This window comes from Trinickia caryophylli (genome assembly GCF_034424545.1).
GTDB lineage: Bacteria > Pseudomonadota > Gammaproteobacteria > Burkholderiales > Burkholderiaceae > Trinickia > Trinickia caryophylli.
The window spans coordinates 767436-789277 of sequence record NZ_CP139971.1 but is presented as its reverse complement, the minus strand read 5'-3'; the positions used below and the strand labels follow the sequence as shown (position 1 = coordinate 789277).

The 21842-nt window shown below is 63.5% G+C and carries 20 protein-coding genes; 8 read left to right on the top strand and 12 right to left on the bottom strand.

All coding sequences use genetic code 11. The features are described 5' to 3' along the window. Positions 1–21: 21 nt before the first annotated feature. From U0034_RS22740 to U0034_RS22730, 3 genes are all read right to left on the bottom strand, one after another. Positions 22–1569: a bifunctional aminoglycoside phosphotransferase/ATP-binding protein gene (locus U0034_RS22740; RefSeq protein WP_158243479.1), complete on the bottom strand. Its 1548-nt coding sequence runs from the start codon at positions 1567–1569 to the stop codon at positions 22–24. Positions 1570–1672: 103 nt separating this feature from the next. After that, complete coding sequence (gene groL / locus U0034_RS22735) at positions 1673–3316, bottom strand: chaperonin GroEL (RefSeq protein WP_085224547.1); 1644 nt, start codon at positions 3314–3316, stop codon at positions 1673–1675. A 16-nt stretch (positions 3317–3332) separates the two neighbouring features. Beyond that, positions 3333–3749: a hypothetical protein gene (locus tag U0034_RS22730; RefSeq protein ID WP_085225377.1), complete on the bottom strand. Its 417-nt coding sequence runs from the start codon at positions 3747–3749 to the stop codon at positions 3333–3335. A 239-nt stretch (positions 3750–3988) separates the two neighbouring features. Between U0034_RS22730 and U0034_RS22725 the strand changes: the two genes are divergently transcribed. Continuing rightward, on the top strand, positions 3989–6457 hold the full coding sequence (locus tag U0034_RS22725; RefSeq protein ID WP_085224549.1) for a Lon protease family protein: 2469 nt from the start codon (positions 3989–3991) through the stop codon (positions 6455–6457). A 58-nt stretch (positions 6458–6515) separates the two neighbouring features. Here the strand turns inward: U0034_RS22725 and U0034_RS22720 are convergent, their stop codons facing one another. Further along, positions 6516–6743, bottom strand: a complete 228-nt coding sequence (locus tag U0034_RS22720) for a hypothetical protein (RefSeq protein WP_085224550.1) — start codon at positions 6741–6743, stop codon at positions 6516–6518. A 437-nt stretch (positions 6744–7180) separates the two neighbouring features. On the opposite strand from U0034_RS22720, the gene U0034_RS22715 reads away from it, so the two are divergent. Then, a complete protein-coding gene (locus U0034_RS22715; RefSeq protein WP_085225379.1) occupies positions 7181–7825 on the top strand; it encodes a response regulator in 645 nt (214 codons plus the stop codon). Here the strand turns inward: U0034_RS22715 and U0034_RS22710 are convergent. The 4 genes from U0034_RS22710 to U0034_RS22695 all read right to left on the bottom strand — a co-directional run bounded on the left by U0034_RS22710 (position 7795) and on the right by U0034_RS22695 (position 12181). After that, the gene (locus U0034_RS22710; RefSeq protein ID WP_085224552.1) at positions 7795–8751 is read right to left on the bottom strand and encodes an alpha/beta fold hydrolase; all 957 of its coding nucleotides are present in this window, start codon (positions 8749–8751) and stop codon (positions 7795–7797) included. The genes U0034_RS22715 and U0034_RS22710 overlap by 31 nt on opposite strands. Then, positions 8748–9626 (bottom strand): metal-dependent hydrolase, encoded by an 879-nt coding sequence (locus tag U0034_RS22705; protein WP_085224554.1) that lies wholly within the window; start codon positions 9624–9626, stop codon positions 8748–8750. Before U0034_RS22705 ends, U0034_RS22710 begins: the two co-directional genes overlap by 4 nt. Further along, positions 9623–10546, bottom strand: a complete 924-nt coding sequence (locus U0034_RS22700) for an SDR family NAD(P)-dependent oxidoreductase (RefSeq protein ID WP_085224556.1) — start codon at positions 10544–10546, stop codon at positions 9623–9625. The genes U0034_RS22705 and U0034_RS22700 overlap by 4 nt, the downstream gene beginning before the upstream one ends. A gap of 93 nt (positions 10547–10639) precedes the next feature. Beyond that, a complete protein-coding gene (locus U0034_RS22695; protein ID WP_085224558.1) occupies positions 10640–12181 on the bottom strand; it encodes a flavin-containing monooxygenase in 1542 nt (513 codons plus the stop codon). Between the two features lie 156 nt (positions 12182–12337). Here U0034_RS22695 and U0034_RS22690 point away from each other — a divergent pair, with 156 nt between their 5' ends. After that, positions 12338–12778, top strand: coding sequence for a type II toxin-antitoxin system RelE/ParE family toxin (locus U0034_RS22690; RefSeq protein WP_327197076.1), 441 nt, complete (start codon positions 12338–12340; stop codon positions 12776–12778). Continuing rightward, on the top strand, positions 12718–13020 hold the full coding sequence (locus U0034_RS22685) for an addiction module antidote protein (protein WP_085225381.1): 303 nt from the start codon (positions 12718–12720) through the stop codon (positions 13018–13020). Before U0034_RS22690 ends, U0034_RS22685 begins: the two co-directional genes overlap by 61 nt. Before the next feature lie 28 nt (positions 13021–13048). Here U0034_RS22685 and U0034_RS22680 read toward each other — a convergent pair whose 3' ends face one another. Both U0034_RS22680 and U0034_RS22675 read right to left on the bottom strand, forming a co-directional pair. Further along, positions 13049–14383 (bottom strand): glutamine synthetase family protein, encoded by a 1335-nt coding sequence (locus U0034_RS22680; RefSeq protein ID WP_085225386.1) that lies wholly within the window; start codon positions 14381–14383, stop codon positions 13049–13051. A gap of 224 nt (positions 14384–14607) precedes the next feature. Further along, entirely contained in the window at positions 14608–15525 is a 918-nt protein-coding gene (locus tag U0034_RS22675) for a MerR family transcriptional regulator (RefSeq protein WP_085225387.1), read from the bottom strand. A 229-nt stretch (positions 15526–15754) separates the two neighbouring features. Here U0034_RS22675 and U0034_RS22670 point away from each other — a divergent pair, with 229 nt between their 5' ends. Together U0034_RS22670 and U0034_RS22665 are read left to right on the top strand one after the other, a co-directional pair. Continuing rightward, positions 15755–16165, top strand: coding sequence for a response regulator (locus tag U0034_RS22670; RefSeq protein ID WP_233211850.1), 411 nt, complete (start codon positions 15755–15757; stop codon positions 16163–16165). A gap of 309 nt (positions 16166–16474) precedes the next feature. After that, the gene (locus tag U0034_RS22665; protein WP_085224562.1) at positions 16475–18067 is read left to right on the top strand and encodes an ATP-binding protein; all 1593 of its coding nucleotides are present in this window, start codon (positions 16475–16477) and stop codon (positions 18065–18067) included. An 84-nt stretch (positions 18068–18151) separates the two neighbouring features. Here U0034_RS22665 and U0034_RS22660 read toward each other — a convergent pair whose 3' ends face one another. Beyond that, entirely contained in the window at positions 18152–18778 is a 627-nt protein-coding gene (locus tag U0034_RS22660; RefSeq protein WP_085224564.1) for a glutathione S-transferase family protein, read from the bottom strand. 109 nt (positions 18779–18887) lie between these two features. Between U0034_RS22660 and U0034_RS22655 the strand changes: the two genes are divergently transcribed. Together U0034_RS22655 and U0034_RS22650 are read left to right on the top strand one after the other, a co-directional pair. Beyond that, positions 18888–20558 (top strand): ATP-binding domain-containing protein, encoded by a 1671-nt coding sequence (locus U0034_RS22655; protein ID WP_085225389.1) that lies wholly within the window; start codon positions 18888–18890, stop codon positions 20556–20558. 566 nt (positions 20559–21124) lie between these two features. Further along, positions 21125–21394 (top strand): YodC family protein, encoded by a 270-nt coding sequence (locus U0034_RS22650; protein WP_085224567.1) that lies wholly within the window; start codon positions 21125–21127, stop codon positions 21392–21394. Between the two features lie 24 nt (positions 21395–21418). Here the strand turns inward: U0034_RS22650 and U0034_RS22645 are convergent, their stop codons facing one another. Further along, positions 21419–21742: a superinfection immunity protein gene (locus U0034_RS22645; protein ID WP_085224569.1), complete on the bottom strand. Its 324-nt coding sequence runs from the start codon at positions 21740–21742 to the stop codon at positions 21419–21421. Between the last annotated feature and the right edge of the window lie 100 nt (positions 21743–21842).

Sequence of the window (21842 nt, the reverse complement as noted above, 5' to 3'; positions counted from 1 at the left end):
AAATGCCCGTTTCCCGGCAAGCTATTGCGCGCGATGCGGGGTTCCCGAGAGCCAACTGCCATGCGGCAGGCGATCGAGCAGCGGTGACCAGTAGTCTCGATGTTCCAACGCTTCGCGTGCGACGTCGGTATCGAAGGGGATAGTCAGGGAACGCTCTTCATGGGTAAGGACATCGGCCTGGGCCATTTGCTGCATCAGCACCGCGGCGCCGGCGTCCGACGATTCGCTGCGATCGCTTGCCCGTCGGGCCAGGCGCGATGCCATGACGTTCGTGTCGGCGTTGAAGTCCGCAATAAGAAGCGCTACGCGAGCGCGTTGCGCGAGCGAAATGAAGTGTGCGCGGTGCTCGCGAGCGAGAAAGCTGGCGTCCACGATCACCGGTAATCCGGCTGCAAGCAGCCGGCTTGCGATTTCGCTCAGTCGCACGTAATTCGAATCGATCGACTGATGCGTGTAGGCGGCTGCCGGCAGCCGCGTTGACTCCACGTCGGCCAGCGTGCCTTTCTCGCGCTTGCGCTCCATGTCGCTGCTGATGCGTATCGCGCCTGCGAGCGGTGCGAGCGCCTGCGCGGCCACCGATTTGCCCGACCCGGAATAGCCATGGCAGAGCACGAGAAATGGGCGCGGCGCGGCGATAACGTTTCGGACGAGCGTCAGGTAGCGTGTGCCGGTGGCGGTGTCATCCCGTGCCTTGAGCCGTGCGACGAGCGCACGCACGAGCGCGCGATAGACGATATAGAACCGCAGCGCGGCCAGCCCGTCGAAATCGCCGGTCGCACCGAGCCAGCGATTCAAGAAGCGCGTCGCGAACTCGCCATGCCCATAAGCAAGAAAATCCATGACCGTGAACGCGATATCGGCCGTGACGTCGGTCCACCGCAGTCCCTCGTCGAACTCGATGCAATCGAAAGCGGCGACGCCACCGGGAAGTCGCACGATATTCTCGAGGTGCAGATCGCCGTGGCACTCGCGCACGAATCCGGCCGCGCGGCGCTGCGCGAAGTGCGGCCGAAGGCGGGCCGTCTCCTCGCGGCACCAGTGGCGCAGATCGTGATCGACGAGCGTCGGTGCCTCGCGTACGAGGGAGTGAAGCACCGTTTCGATATCGGTGACCACGCGTTGCGCCGATCCCAGCGAATGAGCCGGCACGTGCCGCGAAGCGCGCCGATGAAACGACGCGATGCTCGTGGCGGCATGCTCGACATCGCTCGCAAGCAGCCGGCCGCTTGCGAGCAGATTCGAGAAGACATCGCGCTCGTCGAAGCGCCTCATTTTGAGCGCATGGTCGACGATGGATGCCCCACGCGCGCGGCGCATCGTAAACGTCCGGCCGATGCGGCGTATGGGCACTACGTCGAGGTAGATCGCGGGTGCGAGGCGCCGGTTGAGCCGCAGGGCGGCAAATGCGCAGCGGCACCGCTCGCGGGCGGTCGTGAAATCGACGAAGCCGAGGTTGACGGGCTTCGCGATCTTGTAGGCATAGCGGCCGGCGAGATAGACGACGGAAATGTGTGTTTCGATGCGTTTGACGGCGCCGGCCGGATGCGGATAGCTGGCAGCGCGTCGCATCGCGAGATCCATGCACCGCCACTGCCTGCGCGAAGCCCGCCGGCTCCCGGCATGATCGGCGCGTTGGAGCGGAAGATGGCGCGCGCGCCGCATCGGCTTGCAGTCAAAACCGGGCGGCGAGCCCATCGTACGATGTCGCGCCCGCGCTCGGGGCGTGGCCTGGCGCGCCGGGGAGCGGCGCGTTGGCAACCATGCAGTCGGTGGTCAGCATCAGCGAGGCGACCGAAACCGCGTTTTGCAGAGCCGAACGCGTGACCTTCACCGGGTCCACGATGCCGAATTCGATCATGTCGCCGTACGTGGCCCGTTTGGCGTCGTATCCGTAAGCGCCTTCGGCTGCAGCCACGGCATGTACCACGGATTGCCCATCGGCCCCGGCGTTTTGCGCGATCTGGCGCAACGGCCAGGCGAGCGCGTCGTGCACGATGCGCGCGCCGAGCCGCTCGACTTCCGTGCCGAGTTCGAGCGGTGCGAGCGCACGGCGTGCGCGCAGCAGCGCCACGCCGCCTCCTGCGACGATCCCTTCCTCCACGGCCGCCCGCGTGGCATGCAATGCGTCGTCGAAGCGGTTGCGGCGCTCCTTGAGGGCGGCCTCGGTGGCGGCGCCTACCTCGATGACGGCCACGCCACCAGCCAGTTTGGCCAGGCGCCGCTTCAGCAGATCGCGATCGTAGTCGCTACCCGCGGCGGCGAGCTGCGCGCGCAGATTGGCGATGCGTTGCTCGATAGAGGCCTTCTCGCCGTTGCCGGCGATGATCATGGTTGCGTCGCTTGTAATTTCCACGCGTCGAGCCGATCCGAGATCGTCGAGGGTCGCATGCTCGATCGTACGGCCTGCTTTCGGAGAAATGACCGTGGCGCCCGTCAGTGCCGCCAGATCCCCGAGCTGCGCCGTGCGCGCGTCGCCAAAACCCGGTGAGCGGATCGCGCAGGACTTGAGCGTTCCGCGCAGGTGGTTGACGACGAGCGTGGCGAGCGCTTCGCCTTCCACCTCGTTCGCCACGATCAGCAACGGTTTCGTGCTTGCGCTCACCGCTTCGAGAATCGGCAACAGGTTCGCGAGCGAGGAAATGGCCATGTCGGCAAGGAGAATGCGCGGTTCGTCGAGAATCACCTGCCGGCTCTCCGATTCGACGAACAACGGCGACAGATAGCCGCGCTCGACCCGCGAGCCCTCCACGAGTTCGATGGTGTCGTCGAGCTTGGAGCCGTCTTCGATGCTGATCGCACCGTCCGTGCCCACCCGTTCGACGGCCTGTGCGACGAGTTCGCCTATGCTGGCATCGCCGCTCGCGGAAATCGTTGCGATCTGGCGCATCTCGGCTACGGTGGTGCACGGACGCGAGATCCGGCGCAACTCGTCGATCACGCAGCGCCCGGCTTGCTCGATGGCACGCTTGAGTTCCATCGGATCGTGCCCGGCGGCCACGCACTTCATTCCTTCGACGATGATGGCCTGCGCAAGCGTGGTGGCGGTCGTGGTGCCGTCCCCGGCTACCTCGCTCGTCTTCGTCGCGACTTCGCGCAAGAGGCGCGCACCCATTTCCTCGAAGGGATCGATCAAATCGACGGAGTTGGCGACGATGACGCCGGAATTGGCCACCAGCGGCCGCTCGTCGGGCCGTTCGACGATCACGTTCCGTCCGCCGGGCCCGAGCGTGACCTTGACGGCTTCGGCGAGGGCGTTGACGCCCTTGACGAGCAATTGCCTGGCGTCCTGATGGAAGATCAGCGTTTTTCCGGGCATGGCGAGCTCCCTGTGCTCAGACTGGATGTATCTCGGCACCGTCCGACCATGCGTGCCCGTTCGCGAGCGGCAGTCCTTCGCCGAACCATTGCACCTCGCGCTGCATGGCCTGAAGATACGCATTCCACCCGCGCGGATTACCGGCGAAGAGATGCGTGCGCACCGGATCGGCCAGCGCGTTTCGATCGAGTTCGTCGTCGAGCAGCAGCCGGGGCCAGAGGCAAAACGCATGAAGGACGTTCGAGCCGAGCTCACGCACGCTCATGCGATCGAAGAGGTATTCGAGCAAAGGCACGTCTGCGAGCAGCGGCTCGCGTGCGAGGAGTTCGCCGATCGTCTCGTCGCTTTTCTCGTACTCGACGATACGGCTTAGCATTTGCAGCGCAACGCCGAGATGCACGAGCAGCGCACGGCGTTCGTATGCGTCCTTCATGACGAGATCCTCCCGCGGACGGGGCATGCCGATGAAGGCAGATACCGGAGTGGCATGCGCAACGCGCGCTTATCGCAGGGCGCCCCGTATGCATCGTAAGAACGACGTGCGCCGCGGACTTTGACCAATGTCAATAACCGCGCGCGGCGGCGCCGCGGACTTGCGTTGACCCCGGTCAAGGCCCGTTTCGCATGGTCGGGCACGATAGGAGGCGCCTGCAAGATCCAGAGGAGGTTCTGATGACGCCATCGCTTCGCTTATCCGCCGATCTGTTACGTCGAAAATGCGATCCCGCGCAGTTCGATTTCGAAACGACGAGCGATCTTCCCGAACTGGACGAGATCGTTGGACAAGCGCGCGCCGTCGAGGCAATCCGCTTTGGCGTAGGCATGACGCACGACGGTTACAACCTCTTTGTGCTGGGCCGCAGTGGGGCCGGCAAGCGAACGATGCTCGCCAGGCTGCTTGCCGACAGGGCGAAATCGCAGGCGTCTCCCGACGGCTGGTGCTACGTGAACGATTTCGCGCACCCGCACAAGCCGCGCGCGCTGCGCTTGCCTCCGGGCCGTGCGACGAAGCTGCGCCAGGATATGGACGAGCTTGTCGAAGAGCTGAAGGTAGCCGTCCCGGCTACGTTCGAGGGCGAGACTTATCGCGCGCGCGCCGAGCAGCTCGATGCCGAGTTTTCTTCTCGTCAGGAAAAAGCATTCGCCGAACTTGGAGAAGACGCGGCATTGCACGATGTCGCACTCGTGCGGACGCCCGTCGGTCTGACGCTGATGCCGATGCGCGACGGCGAGACGATGAGCGAGAAGGACTACGATGCGCTGCCGGCCGACAAGCGCACGGCGTTCGAAGAGGCGATCGCCTCGCTCAAGGAGCGTCTCGAGAAACTGCTGCATCAGGTGCCGGTCTGGCACAAGGAGCGCCGGGAGCGGCTGCGCGCGCTGAACCGCGAGATGGCGATGTCGGCGGTCGGCGCTTCGATGAACGCGCTCGAGAAGGCGTACGACGATCTGCCTGCCGTCGCGGAGTATCTGCGCGCGGTGCGGGTGGACGTTCTCGACAATGTCGACGCGTTTCGCAAGCTTCCCGACAGCGATGGTCAGCCGGTTCCCGATGCCTCGGCATTCGTGCGCTATCGGGTGAACGTGCTGCTCGATCACGAGGCAGGGCAGGGGGCGCCGGTGGTCTATCAGGACTTTCCGTCGTATCAGAACCTTGTCGGACGCGTCGAGCATCGCGCGATGCTCGGCACGCTGGTGACCGATTTCAGTCTCATCAAGCCGGGCGATCTTCATCGTGCCAATGGCGGCTATCTGCTGCTCGAGATCGACAAGGTGCTGCGGCAGCCGTTCGCCTGGGAGGGGCTCAAGCGCGCGCTTTTGCGTCACGAAGTACGCATCGAGTCGCTCGCCGAAATGTTCAGTATGGTCAGTACCGTTTCGCTCGAGCCGGAGCCCGTGCCTCTTGACGTGAAAGTCGTACTGTTCGGCGAACGCTGGCTGTACTACCTCCTCTATGAAATGGACCCGGATTTCGGCGAACTTTTCAAGGTGCCGGCCGATTTCGAGGAGGATCTGAGCCGCGACGCGGCCAACCACGGGCGCTATGCGCGTCTCGTCGCATCGCTCGTCAAGCACCACGGCCTGCTTCCGCTCGATCGCGGCGCCGTCATGCGCGTGGTCGAGCAGCAGGCGCGCAGTGCCGGCGATGCCGAGAAGATCTCTCTGCATATGCGCTCCCTGGCCGATCTGTTGCGCGAAGCCGAGTTCCAGGCACGTCAGCGTGGAGGCAAGGTCGTTACCGATGCCGACGTGCAGGCGGCCGTCGACGCGCAGCGCGCGCGTACCGATCGCGTCCGCCGCCGCTTGCAGGAAGAGACGTTGAGAGGCACCGTGCTGATCGACACGTCGGGTGCGAAAAGCGGGCAGGTCAATGGGCTCTGGGTCACGCAGATGGGCGGCGTCATGTTCGGCCAGCCGGCGCGCATCACGGCACGCACGCGCCTGGGAGACGGCGAAGTCGTCGATATCCAGCGCGAAGCCAGGCTCGGCGGTGCGATTCATTCGAAAGCGGTCATGACGATCGCCTCGTTTCTCACCGCTCGTTACAGCAGCGGCCAGCCGCCTTGTCTGTCCGCGAGCCTGACGTTCGAGCAGACCTACGGTGAAGTCGAGGGCGATAGCGCGTCGGTTGCAGAAGTGTGCGCGCTGATTTCATCGCTGGCGGATGTGCCGATCCGGCAAACGCTGGCGGTAACGGGATCGATCGATCAATACGGCAGCGTGCAGGCGATCGGCGGCGTCAACGAGAAGATCGAAGGATTCTTCGACCTGTGTCAGGCGAGGGGGCTTGGCGGCGACCAGGGCGTCGTCATTCCGCGCGCCAATATCAAGCATTTGATGTTGCGCGAGGATGTCGTCGCGGCGGCCGCGGCTGGCCGCTTCCACATCTACGCCGTCGAATCGGTGGACGAAGCCGTCGAGGTACTGACCGGGATAGCCGCCGGCGTAGCGGACGCGCAGGGCTGCTTCCCCGCCGACAGCGTGAATGGACGCGTGTGCGCCAGACTGGCATCGTTTGCCCAGACGCGGCGCAGCTTTGTGCAGCCGTCGATTCGGTCGATGACGATGCGTCACCGGCTGCGTGCGGCCTCCAGCAATGGCCACGTGCCGCATGGGGTAAAAAGGGCGAAACAGCCGTGAGTCCGCGAACGCGCCCTCCGTCGAACCTGCCGTGCGGCGCGGGAGCGGGAGCAATCTGTCAGGAGCGGCGATCGCCGTTCGCCGGCGCACGCACAATGTAACTGAGACGGCTTACGGTTTCGACGCCGAGCGGTGTGACGCGCACGCGCGCCGCTCCGCTGGGATCGCACACGTAGTGAATCAGTTGCTTTTCCTCCAGCAGCTTGAAGTCGGGATTGCCTGTATCGACGGTTTCGGGAGCATTGGCTGCAATAATGAGCGCGGCGATCTGGTGGGGCGTCAACATCAGATTGTCTCCTCGGTGGAATGGATGCGAGTGGAAACGCAGGATTGATTGATGGTTTTGCGCGTTCCCGCAACGTAATGAAAGTCTCGGGCATTCGTCGGGATGCGGGAATCGGCGGACATGCCGTCAAGCTGTAGGCCGGCTGACATGATTGCGTAGGACATATCCGAGTCTTCCGATCATCTGAACTATGGCGCACAAGCAAGATAGGCATCTGAGCGTGACCGCACGTTGCCAATCGACTTTCGCGATATAGAGAACAAGAACAGGCATCGAAATAGCATTCTCGCTTGGGCTTGCCAATATTGAGCTCGCCAATATGCAGCGAAGCGAGCAAATGTCATGGAAAGCGGGGATTCGTGTCGCTAGGATAATTCGCGACCAAGACGAATCGCGTCCGAATGGCGGGCGCTGAAGTCTTTGGCGCGAGGCCGGCCATGATTCGAGTGCTGCTTGCAGACGATCACGCCATGCTGCGAGATTGCCAAAGGCGGGTGTTGGAGTCGACGGGGAGGATGATCGTGATGGCCGAAGCGCACGACGGTGCGTCCGCGCTCGCTCTCGCCACTGCGACGCCCGCGGACGTGCTCGTGCTGGATCTATCGATGCCGGGCAGCAACGGCTTCGAGTTGATCAGGCGATTGCGGCGGGACGCGCCTGCGCTCCGAATCCTCGTGTCGAGCATGCATGCGGAGCAACGGTACGCGATCCAGGCGCTCCGAGCAGGGGCTTCGGGCTATCTGACGAAAGAGCGGGCAGGTTCGGAACTGGCTGCCGCCGTCGAGAGCGTCGCCGGCGGCGGCGTGTATGTCGGGCTTGCGATCTCCGAATGCATGGCGGGGCGGCTCGACGAGCCGCTAGACGCGTTACCGCACGAACGGCTTTCCAACCGCGAGGCACAGATATTTCGTCTGATCGTCGACGGCCTGACTGTCTCGCGTATCGCCGAGGCTCTCGGCGTCAGCCCGAAGACGGTGAGCACGCATCGCACGCGGATCCTCGAAAAAATGGAATTGCCACACGATGCCGCGCTGATTCGCTACGCCTTGCACTACGGGCTCTTCGACGAAATCGGCGGGTGATGCGCCGCCGCTCGTGCCGGGTGCCTCGACAGCACCGTCGAGCGCTTTGGATCGGATTGCGCGCAGCGCGAGACGAACCGGCGTATCGCGTCGGCAACGTCGCCGGGGTGGCTCAGGATCGCCCAGTGGCCCGCATCGAGCTCCGCGCGCACGTACGTCTGCACCCAACGCTCGCCGCTCGTGGCGAGATCCGGGCCGACGTAATGATCGCGCAAGGGGACGATCCATTGCACGGCTGCCTGCGCTTGCCGTGGGCGCGGGAACCGCAGGCGCTCGATAAAGTTGGCGCGATACAGTTCGAGGCCGTTCACGGCGTTGCGCACGCGCAGCGGGTCGGCTTCGACACGAAGATGCTCGGTCCGGCGAAGCCAAAATGGCCACGCACGCGCGCCGATGCTGCGCCAGAACGCCTCGGGCAACAACGGTAGATGAAAGAACGGAATGTAGGCGGACCGGAGCATCTGCTTCCAGCGTCCGTGGCGCGGCCGGCCTTCCCGCTCGCGAAGCGACAGCAGCGCATGGTCGAGACAGGGCCCGGAAATCGACGTGAAGGAGGCGATCCGCCCAGCCAGTTCCGGCGCCGTGACGGCCTCCCAACTCTGGACCGAGCCCCAGTCGTGGCCGACGAGATGAAACGGGCGCGTGCCGCACGTCGCTTCCGCCACGGCCATGAGATCCTGGGCGAGACATTCGAGGCGATAGCCTCGTCGCTCGCGGGGCGCGTCGGAGTGCCCGGCACCGCAAACGTCGTATGCAATGACACGAAAGCGCGCGTCGAGCCGGCTGCGCACGGCGTTCCAAACCGTCGCCGAGTCCGGATACCCGTGTACGAATACGACAGGCGGCGCGTCGCACGGGCCGCTTACATAGACCGCCAGACCGAGCCCGCGCGATGAGACGCGCAACGTCTGGACGGTCGAGGTCATGCGGGGGCGCGCACGCGCGCGAAGCCGCGTCGGGCGGGAGGGCCCTCGCGCTGATCGCTTTCGACGGCCGTGACGAGCGCCGCGATACGCTGCAATTCGGCGCGGTTGTCATGGTCCCATGGATGAAAGCCCGGCTTGAAAAAACTCAGCCATTCGAACGCGATGCAGGGAAAGACGCCGCGCCTGCCGAACAGAAACTTGACGAGCGCCCACATGCCAGGCTGCCGGCCGCGCTGACGCCGCTCGGCGGAGAGCAGCTTCATATGGAAGGTGAATACGATGGCCCAGAACATGGCCGTGATTTGCAGCATGGTCAGCGTGCGGATCAGGTAGCGCTTCATGCCGGGTTTCATGACTGCGTTCCATACGTCGAAGGATACGGCCTTGTGTTCCGTTTCCTCGAGTGCATGCCATGTCCACATATAGGCATAGCTCGGCACCGAGCCTTCGATGCGCGATGCGTCTTCGAGCAACAAGCCGGCAAGCATGGCCGTGTAATGTTCGAGCGCAACCGTCTGCGCGAGCTGAACCGAGTGCGGCAGCCGTTTGCGCGCGAAATCGAGCAGTGCCGTGATCCACTTGTCGAGCCTGGATGCCGGCAGTCCGGCTGCATCGAGCAGCGCGTTGTACTCGATATGCTCGCGCGTGTGCATAGCCTCCTGTCCGATGAAGCCGACCACCTGCTGTTTGAGCGTGGGGTCTTCGATGCGATCTCGGTAGTAGCGCACGCTGTCGATGAAGTAGCGTTCGCCGGCGGGGAAGAGCAGCGAGAGGGCGTTGAAAAAGTGCGTGACGTGTGGGCCGAGCGCGTGCCAGTTGCAGGCTCGCTCGGCAGGCAGCGCAAAGCGCAGGTCGCGTCGAACGGGCATCGTCATGATCGCTTTTCTCCGATCGAGGATAGGGTTGAACCGGCAGCGCGGCCGTGCCGCGCTGCGCGTTGCCGCCGAAGGCGGCCCGCGGCATAGGCGACGACAGCCTGATAAGCGGCAGGCATGAATCGCACGAGCCGGTCCGCCGCCCGTGCGTCGCGGCCGATCAGCACGCGCCGCTTGTCATGGCGCACGCCGTCGAGAATGACGCGCGCGGCGTCGTCGGGGCTCGTGATGAAAAATCGCTCGAAATCGTCGCGGCCCTGGCGCTCGTCTTCGATAAGGAAGCCGAGCATGTTCGACGAGATGCGGCTGGCCTGGGCAATGTTGGTGCGCACCCCGCCCGGATGCACACAGGTGGCCGATACGCCGCAGCGCATGAGATCGAGCTCCTGCCGCAGCGATTCGGTGAAGCCGCGCACGGCGAACTTCGTCGCGTTGTATGCGCTCATGCCGGGCTGCGCGAAGAGTCCGAATACGCTCGACGTATTCACGATATGGCCGTCTCCGGCCGCTTTCAGGTACGGCAGGAATGCTTTCGTTCCATGAACGACGCCCCAGAAGTTGACCCCGACGATCCATTGCAGATCCGCGTAGTCCATGCCCTCGACGGTGCTGGACAATGCAACGCCGGCGTTGTTGAAAACCAGATTGACCTGTCCATGATGTTCGGCCGTTTCGGCGGCCCACGATTCGACGGCCGCGCAGTCGGCCACATCGAGCACCGACGTGGTCATGCGCACCGGTCGTGCTTCGCTCGCGCCGGCAGCGGCGTTTACGAGTTGCGCCGTATCGTCGAGGGTGGACGGTTCCCGGTCCGCCAGCGCGAGGTGACATCCTTCTCGCGCGAGTGCGAGTGCCAGTGCGCGGCCGATGCCCGAGCCGGCGCCGGTGATGGCGGCGACTTTCCCGGTGAAGTTTTTCAATGTTTCGCTCCTTGCGTTCGGTCTCGGCTACTCGGAGGCTCGCTGTCCGATCCTGCCTTCGTGTGCGGCTGCTTGAAGGCGCTTCAAGCCGCTTCAAGCCACTTCGGCCGGCGATTGCCGGGCGACGTCGCGCGTGTCCGGATTCGCGCTTGCCGACGCGCGCGTTGCATCGGTCGCTGCATAAGCGTGATAGTCGTCAAGCCGGAAGCGCCGCGTCGCCTGGCGGAATCGCCACGCGAAGCCAGGCCAGAGCGTGGTGTTCTTGCCGGTCTTTGGATCGAGATACCAGCTTTTGCAGCCGCCGATGGACCAGATGGCGCGCGAGAGCTTCTGCTGGATCCGCGCGTTGTACGCCTGCTCGACCGGCGCTCGTACTTCGATCGCGTGGGCGCGATGCGCCTGCATCGTGGTCAACGCGCGCACGATGTAATCCACCTGCGCTTCGATCATGTACACCATCGAGTTGTGACCGAGGCCCGTATTGGGGCCGATGATCATGAAGAAGTTCGGAAAGCCCGGCAGCGTGGAGCCCAGATAAGCATGCGCGCCGTTGCGCCAGACATCGACGATATCGCTGCCGCCGCGCCCATGGATCATGCCGCGCGGCATCGGATCGGTGACATGAAAGCCGGTGCCGAAGATGATGCAATCGACCGCGTGACGGAGGCCGTCGGCCGTAATGACCGCATCCTCCTCGATGCGGGCGATGGCGGACGTGACGACTGCGACGTTCGCTCGCGAGAGGGCCGGGTAGTAGTCGTTCGACATCAGTACCCGCTTGCAGCCGATCGTGTAATCGGGCGTGAGAATGCGGCGCAAAGCCGGGTCCGGCACTTGTCTGCGCAGATGGGCGAATGCAAGCTTTTGTACCGATTTCATCAGCGCGGGATGGACCACGAAGCCGAGTGCACGCGATTCGAGCTGCCAGTAGAGTGCGGCGCGCGTCAACCGCTGCGTGACGGGCAAGTGCTCGAAGAGCCACTTTTCCCATCGTTTCAACGCGCGGTCGGGTTTCGGCATGATCCACGGCGGCGTGCGCTGAAAGAGCGCGAGCGTTGCCACGCGCGGTGCGATACGCGGCACGAACTGGATCGCACTCGCCCCCGTTCCGATTACCGCCACGCGCTTGCCTTCCAGCGCATAGCCGTGATCCCACTGCTGCGAATGAAACGTTTTACCGGCGAACGTCTCGAGCCCGGGAATATCGGGCGTCGCGGCCCGCGAAAGCCCTCCCATCCCTGACACGAGCACACGCGCGGACAGTTCGCTGCCGTCGCTGAACCGAAGTTGCCAGCGTTGCGCCGCTTCGTCATACGCGGCATGCACGAGCGCGCGCCCGAGGCGCAGGTGCGGCTCGATGCCGAATTGCGCGGCGCATGTCTGCAGATATTCACGGATTTCCGGCTGGGGGGCGAACATGCGCGTCCAGCGCGGATTCGGCGCGAACGAGAACGAATAGACGTGCGATTGCACATCGCAGGCGCAACCCGGGTAATGGTTGTCACGCCATGTGCCGCCTATCGAGTCCGCCTTCTCCATCACGAGAAAGTTGTGCATGCCGGCCGATTTGAGCTTGATTGCCATGCCGAGGCCGGCAAAGCCCGAGCCGATGATCGCGACGTCGACTTTGTTCATCCGTGGGGCTCCCTGATTGCCCGCGTTTAATCGTTACATTGTTGGATGTAACGATAGGGGCTCCGGCGGAACGCATCAAGTGCCGCGTTAGAGGGGGGACTCGATGAAAACGGGGGGAGAGCCGGGGCGTTGGCGACCATTGCCCGTTTGGCCGACATGACGAACGGGTCCAAATGCACGAATCTTGGATACTTCTTCTTGCCTTGTCGTATCTACATGGATACAATATCTCCTGTTAACGCCATCAACCGCACTGCGGAATTCGACGCCTGGCTGGGTGGGCTGAAGGATCTTCAGGGGCGGGCCAAGGTGCTCGTTCGGCTGAAGCGGGCGGAGCTTGGGCATTGGGGCGACTGCAAGGCGCTCGGTGATGGGCTGTGCGAGATGCGCATCGATTTCGGCCCCGGGTACCGTATCTATTTCGTTCGCGAGGGCAGGGTCGCCTACCTGTTGCTGGCGGGCGGGAGCAAGGCCGGCCAGCGCGCCGATATCGCATTTGCAAAGGCGCTATGGCGCACGATCAGGAGAGAAAGAACATGCGTAACGTCGAGACTGCTCGCTTCGATGCGGCCGAATACCTCGATAGCGAGGAAATGATCGCGGCCTATCTCAATGCCGCATTGGAAGAGGAGGACCCGGACGTGCTCGTTGCGGCCATCTCCGATGTGGCGAAGGCGCGCGGTATCGCGAATGTGGCGCTGCAGGCGGGGCTCGGTCGCGAAAGTCTCTACAAGACGCTCGCGCCGGGATCGAAGCCGCGTCTCGAGACGATTTTCAAGCTGCTCGATGCGCTCGGCGTGCGTTTGAACGTCGTGCCTCGGGCCCCGGCGAGCGTCTGACAGCCTCAGGCTGCGGCTGCCCGAAGCGTCACACATTGAGGAGCAGGTGCTTGCGCTCCCACGAACTGATAACGCGAAAGAACGCTTCATACTCGGTTTCCTTCAGCGCGAGATAGGCTTTCACGAAACGTTCGCCGAGTAGTTCAGCAAGTGGCTCGCAAGCACTCATCAACGTGAGCGACTCCTCGAGGTTGCGCGGCAGTTGATACGGCATCGAATAGCCGTCGGACACGATCGGGTCGCTGGGCGCGAGGCGTTGTTGGATGCCGAGATAGCCGGCCGCGAGCGTGGCTGCGATCGCGAGGTAAGGGTTGCAGTCCACGCCGGGTATACGGTTTTCGATCCGCCGCATCTGCGGAGCCGAATGCGGGATTCGAAAGCCCACGGTGCGATTGTCGTAACCCCATTGCACGTTGATCGGCGCGGCCATGAAGCGTGACAGGCGGCGGTAGGAGTTGATGTAGGGGGCGAAGATCGGCATCAGTGCCGGGGTGTATTTCTGCAGCCCCGCAACGTAGGCGTAGAACATCGGCGAAGGCGAGCCGTCCGCAGCCGTAAACAAATTGCTTCCGTGTTCGACCTCGACGAGGCTCTGATGAATGTGCATGGCGGAGCCGGGCTCGTGCTCCATCGGCTTGGCCATGAACGTCGCATACATTTGGTGTCTCAGCGCCGTTTCGCGAACCGTCCGCTTGAAGAGGAACACGCGGTCGGCCAGATTCAGCGCGTCGCCATGGCGGAAGTTGATCTCCATTTGCGCCGCGCCCACTTCGTGTACCAGCGTGTCGACTTCGAGCTCCTGTACTTCGCAATAGTCGTAGATGTCTTCGAAGAGCGGGTCGAATTCGTTGACGGCCTCGATCGAATAAGCCTGCCTGCCGGTCTCCGCACGGCCCGTGCGACCCACGGGCGGACGCAGCGGCAGATCGGGGTCCTTGTTCATATCGACGAGATAAAACTCGAGCTCCGGGGCCACGACGGGTTTCCAACCCTGGGCTGCGAACCGTTGCAGTACTTGCCGTAGTACGTAGCGGGGCGAGATCTGGACCGGCGTGCCGTCGAAATGCACGCAATCGTGAATCACCTGCGCGGTGGGGTCGACCGCCCACGGAATGAGGCGGATAGTCGACGGATCGGGCACGCAAACCATATCCGGATCGCTCATGCCGGTGAGGCTGCCGTCGGCTGGGTAATCCCCCGTTACCGTTTGCACCATGACTGCTTGCGGCAGCCGCATCGATTCGCCCGATTCGAACTTGCTGCGCGGAATGATCTTGCCGCGCGCGATACCCGCCATGTCGGGGATGATCGCCTCGATTTCGGTGATGTGGTGCTTCTTGAGAAATTCGTCGATGTCATGCATGGGCGTCGCCGCATCGCGACAGACCACATCGCGCGCCGAATGGACGCGCGCATGGGCCGATGAACGGATCGCTTCCAGGATGATACGAGCCGGCGCGCGCGTCAATCCTCCGGTCCAGGACGCGCGCGGATGTGCCGCGGCGCATCATTACCGCGCCGTTGTGCCGTTGCTTCGTCCGCGCCGCTCGGCTCCGGGTGGCTGGTGCGCGTGCAGCCCATGCTTCGTCAGCGCGTACGCGTGCGCCGCGTGCCAGCGCCCGCCACTGCGCGCACGCGTGGCGCGGCATCCTTCGGCGGCGCCTTGCGCTTCACCGGCCGGTCGACGGCGGTATCCGTATCCGTTTCGGTATCGAGCGCCTCACCGATGCGCGATTCGAGAATGGAAGCGACGCGATTCACGAGGTAGTCGCCCGATGCCTCCTCGAGCGCGCGGTTCATTTCGCTTTCCACCAGCACCATCGCGAGCGGTCGTAAACGCCAGATGGCGTCGACGAGCGCGGGCACGTCGGCGGGCGGCGGCAGTGCGTCGGCTTCGTATCGGTCGAGCCGCCGGACCACGAGGTCGACGAGCGCTTTCGCCACGGCGTCGAAATGCGGCCGCAGAATACGAACACCTTCGAGCAGATCGTCGACCGGAATGCCTTCTTTTACGAGCGCCGCGCCTGCTTTGAGCGATGCGGGGCTCGTCGCGACGAACTTCAACCCGTCGCGCTCGATGAAGCCCAGTTCCAGCGCCTGCTGCACGCGCTTTGGCGACGGACCCCCGAACATTTTCCACAGCTCGGTCAACGAATAGGACTGCGGCCTTTCGTGTGACCAGCGCGAGCCGATTGCCGTCTCCAACCCGAGGATCGAGCGCAGGTCGTGGCCTTCCTCGACTGCCTGGATCAAATCTTGAATATTGGAGAGCGTGTACCCGCGCGCGAGCAGATGATGCACGAGCTTGAGGCGAGCGAGGTGAGTGTCGTCGTATACGACGATACGTCCGCGCTTCACGGGCGGGGCAAGCAGCCCCTTGTCCTGGTATGCCCGCACGTTGCGCACCGTCGTACCGGCAACGTGCGCGAGTTCGTCCACGGTGTATTCGTTGGATAGGGCTGAGTCGGCGCGCTTGTCGCGCGAAAGAGGAGGCTGTTTCGGCATGCGCGGAATTTTAGCTTGAGCGCGCAGTGGCGGGCGCGTTCCAATGCGGCGGCCGCCGTCGTGCGATTCCTCATAAATGGGAAAAGAACCGCTGCTATCATGGCGGGCTCGCATGGACGAGCCGACGGACAGCGCAACACGCGACGGGCAAATGCAGGATGAAATGCAACTCGCGCGCGGTGCCGCAGTCCGACGCACAGTCAGGACATGGACGGCTGCGCTGATAAGTATGAACGGTGTTCGAAGACTGGAGCAGATGACGATCGTGGTCGTCGACGACGATCCGTTCACGAGGGAGTCCCTCGCGACGATGCTCGAATCGGAGGGCGCGTGCGTCACAGTGGCACGCGACGCGGAAGAGGGGGTAGAGGCCGTCCTCGGCATGACGCCGGACGCGCTCGTCTGCGACATCGATTTGCCCGGAATGGACGGCTTTTACCTGGTCCAATGCATGCGCGAAGACGAAATCCGACGCAACCGGCCGCCTGCCGTTGCGGTTGCGATCACCGGGCACACCGATGAGGCGTACCGCCTGCGCAGCATCGGCGAGGGGTTTCAGCATTTCATGACGAAGCCCGCCGCGCCGGACAGACTGATCGGACTGCTAGGGGAGGCGATCGACGCCGGCGAGCCGGGCTGAGCGCACCGAGCCGCCATGGTCGCAGCGCGAAGGGAGAATCGTCGTAGTACTCGTATTCAGTAGTTTTTGCAAATTCCTCTGTCAAAGTTGCGTTTCGCATATACCCCCTTGCGGCTCCGGGTTGAGCGAGGCAAGGTAGCGGGGCCGCCGCGCGGGGGCTGCCACCGTGCGCTCCGGCCATGGCAGCAGCGCCTGCGGATTGCCCATAGCGGAACCTCCTGACCGGGCCCCTCGCGGGCATGCATCGTGCTTGGAAAAGCGCTTGTTGCGGCAATCGATGTCGCCACTTTCAACGAATGGCGATCGTTTATGCATTCGGATTCTTCCGCCTGGGACACTCGGTCGTTTCCTCAGCCGTCGGGGCAGGTTGCGTCTCCGGAGGAGCGTTTCCGGATTCTCGTCGAGTCTGTGCAGGACTACGCGATCTTCATGCTCGACACCAGCGGCCACATCGTGAGCTGGAACATCGGCGCGCAGAAGATCAAGGGGTATTCGGCAGACGAGATCATCGGCCGCCATTTTTCGGTCTTTTATCCGCCCGAGGATATCGTCGGCGGCAAGCCGGCGATGGAACTTGTCGTGGCGGCGCGCGACGGCAGAATCGAGGACGAAGGCTGGCGCGTGCGCAAGGACGGCACGATGTTCTGGGCGAACGTCGTCATCACGGCAGTCTATGCGACGGTGGCCGGTGAGCGCACCCTCTGCGGTTTCGCCAAGGTCACGCGCGACATGACCGAGCGCAAGCGGCTGCGCGACCTCGAGGCCGCGAGCCACCACATGAACGAATTCCTCGCTACGCTGGCTCATGAGCTGCGCAATCCGCTCGCGCCGGTGACGAATGCGTTGAGCGTCATGATGCTCGAGCCGCTCGTGAGCCCCACGTTGCGGCAGTGCCGCGACATGATCGACCGTCAGATCTCGCATTTGACGCGGCTTGTCGACGATCTGCTCGACGCGGGGCGCATCACGACAGGCAAAGTGGCGTTGCGCCTCGCGCCGGTCGATCTGCGCGACATCGTGGATCGAGGCCTGGAAATGATTCGTCCGCACCTCGGACTGCGTCAGCAGAACGTCGAGGTGCTGGCCCCGGACGCGGGCGTGATCGTCAATGGCGACATGACGCGGCTCGTGCAGATCGTGCAGAACCTGCTCAACAACGCATCGAAATTTTCGGAACACGGCGGCCGTATCTCCGTGACGATCGCCGAGGAAAGCCATTCCTTCGCGTTGATCAGGGTGACTGACGACGGCTGCGGCATCGAACCCGCCGCGCTCGATTCGATCTTCGATCTCTTCGTGCAGGCCGACAACCGGCTGGAGCGCCGCGAGAGCGGGCTCGGCATTGGGCTTACGCTATGCCGCTGGCTGGTCGAAATGCACGGCGGCTTCATTGTGGCCACGAGTGGCGGGCCCGGCCGGGGGGCGACGTTCACCGTGCGCCTGCCGCTATTCGGCGCGCAGCCTGCGGCCAACGACGATGAAAACAGGCTGCGTTCTCAGCCCGACACCGGGCACGAGCAGGGGTTGCTCGTTCTGATCGTCGACGACAACGGCGATTCGGCGGACAGCATGGCGATGCTGTTGCGAATGAAGGGGCACCGTGTGTTCGTCGCGTACAGCGGAGCGCAGGCATTGACGTTCGCGCGTGACGCGGGCCCCATCGACGTCGCGCTCATCGACATTGCCATGCCCGGCGCGGATGGCTTCACGGTGCTGCGCCAGCTCAAGGAAACGCAAGCGCTGCAGCAGACGGTTTTCGCCGCAATGACGGGCTTCGGTCAGGAGAGCGATATTGCGCGTTCGCTCGAAGAGGGCTTCGATTCGCACTTGACGAAACCCGTTCAGTTATCGCTCATCGATACGCTGCTCGAGCGCGCGGCCGAGCGGCGCGCGGCGCACTGACCGCACCGCGCCCGTCATTGGCTGGTCCGAGGTGGCTCGGGCCGCGGGCCCGACGGCCCGATGGTCCGACGATCCGATGGTCCGTTACGTCAGCGGATAATCGACGTGCTTCTTGAACGATGCGCGCTGCGAGAGCAACTGGTACCAGCGCGCGAGGCTCGGCATCGGCGCGCGTTCGACGCCCTCGAGTCCGAACCAGCGTTTTGCGAACGCACCGAGCACGATGTCCGCGAGCGTGAATTTGTCGCCTTCCACATGGAAGCGGCCCTGCAGGTGCGTGTCGAGCAACTTCCAACGTTTCACGAGCACCTGCAGATCCATTTCGAGCTTGGCCGTGTCGCGTTCTTCCGCACGCGTGCGCACGACGCTGACGAAGACGGGGCGCTCCGCCGGCTGCAGCACGGAGAGCGACCAGTCGAGCCAGCGGTCGATGCTGGCCCGCGTTTTCGGATCCGCAGGGTAGAGCGTACTCGATGCCCCGTACTGCATCGCGAGATATCGCAGAATCGAGTTCGACTCCCACAACACATAGGTACCGTCGACGAGCGTGGGGATCTGGCCGTTCGGATTGAGCGCCAGATACTCGGGATCCGCGACACGGCCGAATTGCAACCCCGCGTCGATGCGCTCGAAGGGCAGACCCAGTTCGTCGCAGCACCAGAGCACCTTTTGCACGTTGACCGAATTCGTTCGTCCCCAAATCTTCAACATCTTGATCTTTCCTCCGATGGATCAAAGCGCCTCGCCATAAATGGGTGACGAGCGCGCGCGGTTTGTACAATACGCCGAATCGAAAACACACCGCGAGGAATCGATCGCCATGGCCCGCCTCATCCCCGACGACTGGAAGAACGTGGCCGCCGCCGGCACTGCCGAGCGCACCGGCGCGGCCGAGCGCGAGCGCGAAACGCTTGCCGTGCTCGAAGCCGGGTTGCCGGCAGACTATACCGTCTATCACGGCGTGCATTGGACCCGTCTGAATGGGAGTTTTTCCGTATTCGGCGAAGCGGATTTCGTTGTGGTGAGTCCCGCGGGCCGGCTCCTGCTCGTGGAGCAGAAAGCGGGCTTTTTGCGCGAGACGCCGAAGGGCCTCGTCAAGGTGTACCTCCAGACCGAGCGCAATGTCGCGATCGGACTTGCGCGAACGACCGAATCGCTGCACCGCCGCTTCACGGCCGCGTTCGGTGCGGGCACTTACGGCATCGAAGCGTTGCTGTACTGCCCCGACTACGTGGTGAGAGACGCGGCGATCGCCGGTGTCGCGCCTGAGCGGATCATCGATGCCACGCGCAAGGACCAGCTCGTGGCGGCCATCGTCGAGGCGCTGCCGCCCGACGAGCCGCGGCTGGCGTCCGCTTCCAAGATTCATCATTTCCTGGCCGACGAGCTATCGCTCACGCCCGATGCGAGTGCGCTCGTGGGGCAGGCCGGTACGCTCGTGACGCGGCTCTCGGGTGGCCTGGCCACCTGGGCGCGCCGGCTGCAGTTCGAGCCGTTCCGGCTGCGCGTGATCGGCACGGCTGGCTCGGGCAAGACCCAGCTTGCCATCCAGGTCATGAAGGATGCGGCATTCGCCGGCAAGCGGGCGCTTTACGTCTGCTTCAACCGGCCGCTGGCGGACCACATCGCGCGTGTCGCGCCGGAGGGCGTGAAGGTGGCCAATTATCACCAGCTCTGCGACTGGGTGGCCCGCGACGTGGGCCGGGCACCCGATTTCCAGTCGGCCGGCGTTTTCGCGCAGCTCGAGCTTGAATTCGCGCGTGCCCCGATCGGGGAGAACTTGCGTTTCGATGTGCTCATCGTCGACGAAGGTCAGGACTTTCAAGAACCGTGGGTGGACGCGCTGGGCCGGCTCCTGCGGCCGGACGGCGCCTGGTGGTGGCTCGAGGATCCGCTGCAGAATCTCTATATGCGCGAACCCGTCGCCTTGCCGGGCTGGACCGTGTTGACGGAGACGACCAATTACCGAAGCCCGCGTGACATTCTCGATTACGTACGCGACAAGGTGGGTGCAGCGGTACCGTATGCGCAAGGACTTGCATCGGGAAGTCCGTTCGGCGGTTCGCAGATGGTTGTCACGAGCTATGACGAAACCGTGCCGGGTGGCGCGATCGAGGCCACGAAGCGGGCAATCACGCAGGCGCTGGCGTTCGGCTTCCGGAAGCAGGACATTGCCGTGCTGTCCTTTCGCGGGCGGGAGGCCTCGGCGTTCACGTCCGTCGAGCAGTTGGGTCCGCACCGGGTGAAGAGTTTCACGGGCAAGTACGACCTGTTCGGCAACCCCGAATATAGGGACGGGGATGTGCTGCTCGAATCGATCTACCGCTTCAAGGGGCAGTCGGCGCCCTGCGTGGTGCTGACGGAGGTCGATTTCGACGTCTTCGACGAGCGCACGGCCCGCAAGCTTTTCGTCGGCGCGACGCGAGCGGCGATGAAGCTGATCGTCGTTGCGTCGCAGCGGGCGGCAACGCAATTGCGACTAGCCGACTGAATAAAAGGGGGTACCCAGGCAAGTGCGCGGCGGTAATGGCGAGTCGGATGGCCGAATCGGATGGCCAATTCGGCCAGTAATCCAGATGAGAACGTTTACATCGGCTGCAACGGTGAATTGCTCGTTTATCTGTGAAAACGTCGTCCCCGGGCATTTGATCTCGATCAAAACAAATGTAATGGATCTGCGTATCCTTTTTAAATGGCGGATCGTTTTCGAGGCGTGAATATGCGTGTCTGCATATGATCCGACTGCACAGGTATCTGAAATGGTCGAGATCGGAGCCCCAAAAGTGCTATTGTTTCGCTTTCGTTAAGCTCCGGCCCTGTTTCCATATCAAGCATCGCGGATTATGGCGCGAACAGACGGGCTAACGTCGAATAAGTCCGAATGCGCAAGCGCTGGCTGTGGTTTTCCCTGAAACCGCTTGTAGAATAAAAATTCTATTGTTAGTCTCTACCTGCCATCGATGATTAACTCGATGGGCCAACGGGGATAAAAGCCGTTTCCGTTCGCCGGCGCACATTCCGGTATGAGCGATATTCGATGCTTTCGACGGAGCACACATGCTTACGGGCACTTTTGATCGGCAGGACCAATTTTGTGCGGGTGACGTCGTTACACTCAAGACCGGCGGCGCACGCATGACCGTGACATTTGTGGGCGCCGCGAACGACGGCGGTGGCGATTGGCTGCTGTGTCAATGGTTCGACGAACAGGGTGAATTGCGCCAGGAACAGTTTCTGAGAGACGCGCTCGCGCGCGAGCCGCGATCGATCTCGCCGGGCCTCGTCCGTTTGCGCGGCTACGTCGGTGCAACCGGCACGAATGCCTGAATCGGGCAGGAAAGGCCGGCTGCCTCAGCCGGCTTTACCCGGTCGTTCGGCGCGCCGGCCGGCGGCGCGGCGTGCGACGCGCGCGGCAAGCCCCTCGGAGAATATCCGCATGCTGAGCAAGCGCTGCTTGCGTACGATGTCTCCGGCGATATCGGCGGGCGGATTGGGCAGCCAGGCCCAGTAGAGCGCGATGATCCAGCCGAACACCGTCCAGCCGAGGCAGGCATTGAACAGCGCGAGGGTCAGCATGTCGTGCCGATGGCGGTGATCCGCCACGATGGCGGGCAGGAAATAAAACGCGAGGGCGGCCAGCACTTCGACCACTTCCATTACGATGGCGTCGGACATGAGCACTCCTGTCGACAGGTGTTGCGATTGTCGCGCGTTTGACGCATCTCTGCAGAGGGTGAGGCTCCGCACTATCATGTCGCTTTGACCGATTGGGTTT

Coding starts and splice junctions, on each gene's coding strand:
- U0034_RS22740 (WP_158243479.1), bottom strand. CDS start 1,569: ATGCGACGCGCTGCCAGCTATCCGCATCCGGCCGGCGCCGTCAAACGC.
- groL (WP_085224547.1), bottom strand. CDS start 3,316: ATGCCCGGAAAAACGCTGATCTTCCATCAGGACGCCAGGCAATTGCTC.
- U0034_RS22730 (WP_085225377.1), bottom strand. CDS start 3,749: ATGAAGGACGCATACGAACGCCGTGCGCTGCTCGTGCATCTCGGCGTT.
- U0034_RS22725 (WP_085224549.1), top strand. CDS start 3,989: ATGACGCCATCGCTTCGCTTATCCGCCGATCTGTTACGTCGAAAATGC.
- U0034_RS22720 (WP_085224550.1), bottom strand. CDS start 6,743: ATGTTGACGCCCCACCAGATCGCCGCGCTCATTATTGCAGCCAATGCT.
- U0034_RS22715 (WP_085225379.1), top strand. CDS start 7,181: ATGATTCGAGTGCTGCTTGCAGACGATCACGCCATGCTGCGAGATTGC.
- U0034_RS22710 (WP_085224552.1), bottom strand. CDS start 8,751: ATGACCTCGACCGTCCAGACGTTGCGCGTCTCATCGCGCGGGCTCGGT.
- U0034_RS22705 (WP_085224554.1), bottom strand. CDS start 9,626: ATGACGATGCCCGTTCGACGCGACCTGCGCTTTGCGCTGCCTGCCGAG.
- U0034_RS22695 (WP_085224558.1), bottom strand. CDS start 12,181: ATGAACAAAGTCGACGTCGCGATCATCGGCTCGGGCTTTGCCGGCCTC.
- U0034_RS22690 (WP_327197076.1), top strand. CDS start 12,338: ATGACGAACGGGTCCAAATGCACGAATCTTGGATACTTCTTCTTGCCT.
- U0034_RS22685 (WP_085225381.1), top strand. CDS start 12,718: ATGCGTAACGTCGAGACTGCTCGCTTCGATGCGGCCGAATACCTCGAT.
- U0034_RS22680 (WP_085225386.1), bottom strand. CDS start 14,383: ATGCATGACATCGACGAATTTCTCAAGAAGCACCACATCACCGAAATC.
- U0034_RS22675 (WP_085225387.1), bottom strand. CDS start 15,525: ATGCCGAAACAGCCTCCTCTTTCGCGCGACAAGCGCGCCGACTCAGCC.
- U0034_RS22670 (WP_233211850.1), top strand. CDS start 15,755: ATGAACGGTGTTCGAAGACTGGAGCAGATGACGATCGTGGTCGTCGAC.
- U0034_RS22665 (WP_085224562.1), top strand. CDS start 16,475: ATGCATTCGGATTCTTCCGCCTGGGACACTCGGTCGTTTCCTCAGCCG.
- U0034_RS22660 (WP_085224564.1), bottom strand. CDS start 18,778: ATGTTGAAGATTTGGGGACGAACGAATTCGGTCAACGTGCAAAAGGTG.
- U0034_RS22655 (WP_085225389.1), top strand. CDS start 18,888: ATGGCCCGCCTCATCCCCGACGACTGGAAGAACGTGGCCGCCGCCGGC.
- U0034_RS22650 (WP_085224567.1), top strand. CDS start 21,125: ATGCTTACGGGCACTTTTGATCGGCAGGACCAATTTTGTGCGGGTGAC.
- U0034_RS22645 (WP_085224569.1), bottom strand. CDS start 21,742: ATGTCCGACGCCATCGTAATGGAAGTGGTCGAAGTGCTGGCCGCCCTC.